The following is a 466-nucleotide window of genomic DNA, read 5'->3' on the forward strand; positions in this document are numbered from 1 at the left end:
TGTCCTCAATCAATTTACTGTTATCGTTGAGATCTTTGCTCTTCAAAGGCAAAACTAGATAATGAATGCTGCCATCTGCATTCTGTACTCCGGTAGCGATGATGACATCACCTTCAGACGCCGTACCAAAATACTCTGATACGACTTTGGTTGCGCTGACACCGTAGCTATCCAAATAGGATGACTCCGTATTGTCAAACAAGATAGGAACCCCTTGCTTAGCTAATGTTCGCAATTGTTTTTGCTTTTTCTCGTCGAATGGATAGTCGGTCGTACTGATGTAACTTACCTGTTCAGCTTCAATAAAATCGTACAGTTCATTGCTCAGTTCATTTAATGGGGCAGATATCCAAGGTGTAGCTGGAATGACGTCGGAAGTATCATCATTGCCACTTTGTGGTGTTGGAGTGGTAACCACCTTTTGAGCAGCATTGCTCTCAGGAGGCGTTACACTTATTGTCGCAGC

General features: G+C 43.3%; 1 protein-coding gene. It reads right to left on the bottom strand.

The window, feature by feature from the left end; all coding sequences use genetic code 11:
• The coding region (locus tag IQR33_RS26765) for a topoisomerase I (RefSeq protein WP_193844213.1) at positions 1-466 on the bottom strand (466 nt) is incomplete at both ends.

Source organism: Vibrio sp. OPT46 (genome assembly GCF_015163535.1).
Taxonomy (GTDB): Bacteria; Pseudomonadota; Gammaproteobacteria; order Enterobacterales; family Vibrionaceae; genus Vibrio; species Vibrio alginolyticus.